The sequence below is a fragment of the Acinetobacter sp. TUM15064 genome (assembly GCF_008980265.1).
Classification (GTDB): domain Bacteria; phylum Pseudomonadota; class Gammaproteobacteria; order Pseudomonadales; family Moraxellaceae; genus Acinetobacter.
The window spans coordinates 25,511-31,886 of the sequence record NZ_BKFU01000044.1 but is presented as its reverse complement, the minus strand read 5'-3'; the positions used below and the strand labels follow the sequence as shown (position 1 = coordinate 31,886).

Below are 6,376 nucleotides of genomic sequence, written 5' to 3'. Positions count from 1 at the left end.
ATACCAAACCTTTAAAAAACTTTAGTAAAATTAAATATAAAAAATGAAAAATGCCCAAAATAAAATTAAATGCTTTTGGAAAAAACTCAAAAAAAATAAAGAGTATTATAAAAACACTTACACTATACCCTATGAGACCAGAGTGATTTACAATTAAAAATTGTACTAATAAGCTATAAAAATCAATATCTAAAATAGATATATTGTATTTTAGGCCTTTAGTGAAAGAATCAAAAAATATTAGGCCACTCAACGTTATAGAAACGATAAGAAATGTTGCAAAACAAGTAATGTGACCAATTGCTTCACTAAACTTTTTCAGCATATCTCATCCTTTCTAGTAATGTGGCGGACGATCGGCCATCGGGTCAAATGTCGCAATTCCATCAGACAAATCTGAAGATTCAACACGTTGATACAAAATTTGCATTTGTTTTTTTAAATCAGCAATTTCCAGCCCTTGAATCACCAATTGTTCATTGAGTTGTTCAACTAAATCATCTAAAAATGCAATTCGGACTTGCAAATCTTCAATGGGTGCGGACAATGGCGCTTGATTATCAATATTTTGTTGTTTAGACACTTCAAGTCCTCATTTGAGATTTTTCAGGAAACATTATGGCCTATATTACTTTAAGGGATGTCCAACTTGCGTTTGGTGGACCTGCCTTGCTCGACGGCGCGAACTTTTCATTGGAACGCGGTGAACGAGTGTGTTTAATTGGTCGTAATGGTGAGGGTAAGTCTACTTTACTTAAACTGATCGAGGGAAGTTTATTAGCCGACTCTGGCGAAGTTTCTCTACAAAACGGCATCACCATTTCCATGTTGGCGCAAGACGTACCGATGGATTCGGGCAAAGTGGCGGATATCGTGGCAGACGGCGCAGGTGAAGCCGCGGATGTACTCAGAGCATATCATGAAGCCAGTGATGCTTGTGTGCTCGGAGACATGGAAGCGTGTGATCGCATGGGTAACCTACAACACAAACTAGATCAGTTGGATGGCTGGGCTTTAGAAACCAAAGTCAATTCTATTTTAAGTAAAATGGGCCTAGACCCAGATGCTGATTTGGCCGATTTATCGGGTGGTCGTAAGCGTCGTGTGCTGCTTGCTCGTGCACTCCTTACCCAACCCGATGTGCTATTACTAGACGAACCAACCAACCATTTGGACGTTGAAAGTATTGAATGGCTCGAAAAGTTTTTACTCGATCAAAATAATTTAACTTTACTGTTCATCTCGCATGACCGTTCATTTGTGGACAGCATTGCCACTCGAATTGTTGAACTCGACCGCGGCACTCTGCGCAGCTATGAAGGTAACTACTCACGTTACCTCGAACTGAAAGCACAGCAAATGGAAGCAGAAGAAAAGCAGAATGCACTGTTTGATAAACGCTTAGCTGAAGAAGAAGTTTGGATTCGCCAAGGCATTAAAGCCCGTCGTACGCGTAACGAAGGCCGTGTTCGTGCCTTAAAAGCACTGCGTGAAGAGTCGAAAGCCCGTCGCTTCCAGCAAGGCAAAGTCAGCATGGCGACCCAAGAAGCCAATCGCTCAGGCAAAGTCGTCTTTGAAATTGAGAATTTAAGCGTTCGCTTTGGCAATGATGCACCTATCATCAACGACTTCTCAGCATTGGTGTTACGTGGTGATCGGATTGGTCTGGTAGGTGACAATGGTGTCGGTAAAACCACCCTCATTAAAGCCATTTTAGGTGAGCAACAACACACGGGTACTGTGAAAACCGGTACGCAATTGGAAGTGGCTTACTTCGACCAATTACGTAATGCTCTCGACCTTGAAAAATCAGTCAAAGATAACGTATCAGAAGGCTCTGACCATGTCGATGTGAATGGAAACCGTCGTCATATCTACAGCTATTTACAAGATTTCTTGTTCTCTCCAGAGCGTGCACGTACACCGGTGAAGGCCCTTTCAGGTGGTGAGCGTAACCGTATTCTTTTAGCAAAATTACTACTTAAACCCTCTAACTTAATTGTGATGGACGAACCAACCAATGACTTGGATATGGTGACACTTGAGCTGTTAGAGGAAATGTTGTCCGACTACAAAGGCACCTTACTGCTTATTTCACATGACCGCGCATTTATGGACAATGTCGTGACATCAACGTGGGTGTTTGATGGTAAAGGCAATATTGACGAATACATTGGCGGTTACCAAGACTATTTACAGCAACGCCCAGACCAAACTGTAGTAGATCAGAAAAGTGCGGTGAAAAAGGCTGTGGCAAAAGCCGAAGCTGAGGCAGAGCCTGCAGCACCAAAGAAAGTAAAACTTAGCTATAAAGATCAACGCGCACTCGAACAACTGCCTGCTGAAATGGAAGCATTGGAAAAAGAACAAGTGGAAATTAATGCTGTATTGGCAGATGGTTCGCTCTTTATCTCCGATGCAGACAAAGCACTTAAACTGTCTAATCGTTTGAGCGAAATTGATGACTTATTGCTTGAAAAACTTGAACGTTGGGAAGAACTAGACAACCTAACGAAGTAATTTATTTTTTTCTTCAAAAACGCTGCTGAACGCAGCGTTTTTTTATCGAAAAATATATCTACAAATAAAGATCAGATACGAAAATTTAAGTTAGACCCAAGAATTCGCCTTATAATTCAGCACAGTTCTTCAACTTTATTTATCTATCTGGTTTTTGCATGATAATGAACCGAAACCACCTGAGCAATGCACTCTATCTTTTTAAAATACTTGGATGTGCAGTCGTCATTGTCATTTTAGCGCTCTGTTTTGATAGTAATAAAGATACCAATTTCTTTCTATGGGCATCATTGACAGCCTTTTTAACCATTCAAATGGACTCAGGTAAAAAGATTAATTTTAACCAATTGATAGGGAATTTTATTGGCTCTGCTGTCGGCATCCTGATCTGGCTCGCCATGGATCACTCTGCATTTATTCATAATTTTAGTATTAATTTAGAATATCTTTTTTTAATTACAGGTATTTTTATGACCAGTTTAGTTTGCGTCCTTTTTAGAGAAGGAGCCTATACAGGCATTGCATTATCGAGTTTCTTAATTGTGACGATTTATGATGTCGGGCATCGCACCATAGACGGTGCGCTACTCCGGATTGTTTATTGTTTCATTGGTTGTAGCATTGCATATCTAATTGAGAAATTTTCTGTTTTTCTATTTAAAACCAGCTACAAATAAAGCTGAATGTCCAAAACACCCAAACAACATTAAAATTAATGATTTCTTAAAAAAACGAGATACTTACCATAATACTGAAAGCTTACAATTATTCATTTCAATCGCACTATTTTTCTCTACATTGGCTCCATGATCTTTCCATACAAATCCTTGAATATATACCTATCGAATCTAATCAGATATCGAAACACTCAAAGAGAGAATGATCATGAAAAAAGTAGCATCAATTGTATTAGCAGCATTTACTACCGCAATTTTTGCAGGTTCTGCAATGGCCGCAACTTCTGCACCAAATGAAACTCACAAAGCCACAGAACAAAAAGTAGCCACCCATCAAATCCACAAGAAACAGCAAACAGATCATGCAAAAAAACAGCACGTGGCTAAAACGACAACCAAAAAAGTAGAGGGCCAAACTTCCGCTGCTAAATCATAATCTTCATGAATTCTTTATTCCCTCATTAGTCATTAAAGGCTACTCACGATGTAGCCTTTAATATTGATTCCTTTCCCGCCCCATTTCTTCGTTGTTTTAATTTCTATTTTGAAATCTTATAAATTTCTTTTATAATCAAAATTTTAGTTAATAAAAATAAATTCTATCAGTACACCTGTCTTTTCAAAACCCACCTATCAAAGTCTCTAAACAATGATTATCCGCAATTTTGAATGGCGGTGGCATCGAGCACAGCTTGTCCCTTCATACATGCTTCATGCTAAACTCAGAACATTCTTTTTCAGCACTTATCGCAATTTATGAGTTCTCAGCCAGACTATCAACCCGGTGAATTTCAATGGTCTTTCCTGCAACCTAAATATTGGGGTATATGGATTGGTATTGTATTCCTTATGATACTGGCAATTCTGCCTTGGGCAATTCAACACCGACTGGCCACCCTCTTAGGCAACCTCAGTTTTAAGTTTCTCAAATCGCGCCAAGACACCACCATTCGTAATCTCGAAGTCTGCTTTCCTGAATGGTCTACCCAAGAAGTGCGTGAAAATGCACGTTTAGTTTTTGTCGACCAAATGCTGGGCGTATTTGAAACGCTGAATGCATGGTATAGCCCAAAATGGTTTACTGGTCGTGTCAGTATTGAAGGTTTAGAGCACATTGAAAAAGCACAAGCAGAAGGTAAAGGTGCGCTGCTTTTAGGGACCCATTCGACTTTGCTTGATGCAGGCGGTTACCTTTGTGCACAGTATTTTGAGCCAGATGTGGTCTATCGCCCACAAAATAATCTACTGTTGGATATGCTGATTTACCGCTGCCGTTCCACCATTTACGCAAACCAAATCGACCATGATGACATGCGCGGTTTGGTTCGCAACTTAAAAAATGGGCATGCCATTTGGTACAGTCCAGACCAAGACTTTGGTTTAAAACAAGGCGTGATGGCACCCTTCTTTGGTGTTCCTGCAGCAACGGTTACGGCACATCGTCGCTTATTGAAAATGACCAAGGCTGCGGCTATTCCATTGTATTTTTATCGTGATGGGGACATTCGAAACCCACACTATAAAGTGCTGATTGAACCTGCGGTCGAAAACCTACCTAGCGAAGACGAGCTGGATGACGCAACGCGAGTGAATCAAATTATTGAAAATCAACTCCGCATTGCTCCGACTCAATATATGTGGTTTCACCGCCGCTTTAAAACGCGTCCAAAAGGTCATGAGAAGATTTATTCTAAGAAACGCTAAATATAAAAAGTCATCACCCGAGTTCTGCGTCCTGCAAAACTCGGGTACATGAGGTTGTGCTTTCAATGTTATTCTTGTTTTATTCGGTGGCGTTCCATACCTACATCATATCCATGATGATTTCCATCAGCGTCAACTTCCATACTGGGATGATCCATTCCCGCTCCATGTGCTGATGAGCTTAGAATAAAGCCATACCGAGTGACTCACCATTCGTCAGGTTCCCAAATCCCTGTAAGCCATATCTTACACTGATGAAATCCAAGCACCTGATGTGTTTATTGGTAATCTTTGGCAATTTCATCTGTAACCTGCTTACCTTCTCGTTCTGCTTTCTCAATTCCCTCTTCGATCGCCTCCTGCGCCTCTTGCTCATCGGCTTCGGTCTGTTCCAGCTCTTCTTGTACTTGCTCAAACACCCAACCTGTTTGCAGTACTACATATACGGGGAAATGATCTGAACCAATATGGGGTAAACGCTGCATCTGTACTAAAGCAAAATCCGTACTGTGGAAAACATGATCCAGTGACCAACGCAGTAAAGGATAGTCAGCATGAAACGTATTGACAAAGTGACGTCCAACTCGGGGGTCTAGCAGCCCACTAATCCGTTGAAAAAGGCGTGTGGTACGAGACCATGCCACGTCATTCAAATCCCCCATTACAATGCAACTCTCATCCAAATCTTTAATCTGATCACCAACAATCAACAATTCAGCATCACGTAAAGTGGAGTCTTTGGCTTCGGTCGGACTCGGTGGTTTCGGATGTAAGCAATATAGCTGTACTGGCTGACCTGACCTTAGAATGGCTGTGGCATGAATTGAAGGAATTTCATCGCTCAAAATAAACTTAACGTCAATATTTTCAAGCACTAAACGACTATATAAGTGCATGCCATACAAGTTATCCAAAGGCACTGCAACCCGATAAGGATAGTCATTTTCCAGTTCACCCAAAGCTTGTTCCCAATGTCCATCTGACTCTAAAGTCAAAATCAAGTCAGGTTGATGCTGATGAATCTGTTGCAGTAATAAATGGTATTGGGTATTGGGCGTCAGTACATTCGATACGATTAAAGAAATCTGGCGTTCTGGCTGTAACTCTGTTTTGGCAACCGTTTTAACCTGCTTTTTCCATACAAAGGTATAAGGCAACACCATTTTGAGTTGATACGCCACTGCCGCAATTAATCCCAGAAAAATGACTTCACGTACCCAATCCCAAGGTGCATCCCAAAGCAACATCAAAATAAATGCAATCAGTCCCAATACCAAAATCTGGAGCCGTGGAAAATCTGCACCACGAAACCACCATTCATCACGTGGAATCAGTGACCAGAAGCTTAACCAAATCACAATACATGCCAGCAACTCAACCCAGATCATAAGCAACAACTCTTATATTCTTAATTTTTTGTAGATTCATAAATTAATATCAATTTTGCATGTAACATAAACAAGATATATTGCACA

The 6,376-nt window shown here is 40.6% G+C and carries 7 protein-coding genes; 4 read left to right on the top strand and 3 right to left on the bottom strand.

Annotated elements, in window-relative coordinates:
* On the bottom strand, positions 1-325 hold a 325-nt coding region (locus tag GBI16_RS18835; RefSeq protein WP_215900686.1), incomplete at its 3' end, for a hypothetical protein.
* 12 nt (positions 326-337) lie between these two features.
* On the bottom strand, positions 338-583 hold the full coding sequence (locus GBI16_RS12830) for a SlyX family protein (RefSeq protein ID WP_004692513.1): 246 nt from the start codon (positions 581-583) through the stop codon (positions 338-340).
* Between the two features lie 35 nt (positions 584-618).
* Between GBI16_RS12830 and GBI16_RS12825 the strand changes: the two genes are divergently transcribed.
* The 4 genes from GBI16_RS12825 (at position 619) to GBI16_RS12810 (ending at position 4,901) form a co-directional block, all read left to right on the top strand.
* Positions 619-2,520, top strand: coding sequence for an ATP-binding cassette domain-containing protein (locus GBI16_RS12825; protein WP_086209982.1), 1,902 nt, complete (start codon positions 619-621; stop codon positions 2,518-2,520).
* 164 nt (positions 2,521-2,684) lie between these two features.
* A complete protein-coding gene (locus GBI16_RS12820) occupies positions 2,685-3,197 on the top strand; it encodes an FUSC family protein (RefSeq protein ID WP_086209983.1) in 513 nt (170 codons plus the stop codon).
* 208 nt (positions 3,198-3,405) lie between these two features.
* Positions 3,406-3,633: a hypothetical protein gene (locus GBI16_RS12815; protein ID WP_228147004.1), complete on the top strand. Its 228-nt coding sequence runs from the start codon at positions 3,406-3,408 to the stop codon at positions 3,631-3,633.
* Positions 3,634-3,953: 320 nt separating this feature from the next.
* Complete coding sequence (locus tag GBI16_RS12810; RefSeq protein WP_086209985.1) at positions 3,954-4,901, top strand: lauroyl acyltransferase; 948 nt, start codon at positions 3,954-3,956, stop codon at positions 4,899-4,901.
* 278 nt (positions 4,902-5,179) lie between these two features.
* Here the strand turns inward: GBI16_RS12810 and GBI16_RS12800 are convergent, their stop codons facing one another.
* Positions 5,180-6,289 carry an endonuclease/exonuclease/phosphatase family protein gene (locus GBI16_RS12800; protein WP_086209986.1) on the bottom strand — a complete coding sequence of 370 codons (1,110 nt, stop codon included), beginning with the start codon at positions 6,287-6,289 and terminating at the stop codon, positions 5,180-5,182.
* Positions 6,290-6,376 lie beyond the last annotated feature (87 nt).

What these genes read in the sequence shown, in the direction of transcription:
- GBI16_RS12825 (WP_086209982.1), top strand. Translation starts at nt 619, where the DNA reads ATGGCCTATATTACTTTAAGGGATGTCCAACTTGCGTTTGGTGGACCT.
- GBI16_RS12800 (WP_086209986.1), bottom strand. Translation starts at nt 6,289, where the DNA reads ATGATCTGGGTTGAGTTGCTGGCATGTATTGTGATTTGGTTAAGCTTC.
- GBI16_RS12810 (WP_086209985.1), top strand. Translation starts at nt 3,954, where the DNA reads ATGAGTTCTCAGCCAGACTATCAACCCGGTGAATTTCAATGGTCTTTC.
- GBI16_RS12820 (WP_086209983.1), top strand. Translation starts at nt 2,685, where the DNA reads ATGAACCGAAACCACCTGAGCAATGCACTCTATCTTTTTAAAATACTT.
- GBI16_RS12815 (WP_228147004.1), top strand. Translation starts at nt 3,406, where the DNA reads ATGAAAAAAGTAGCATCAATTGTATTAGCAGCATTTACTACCGCAATT.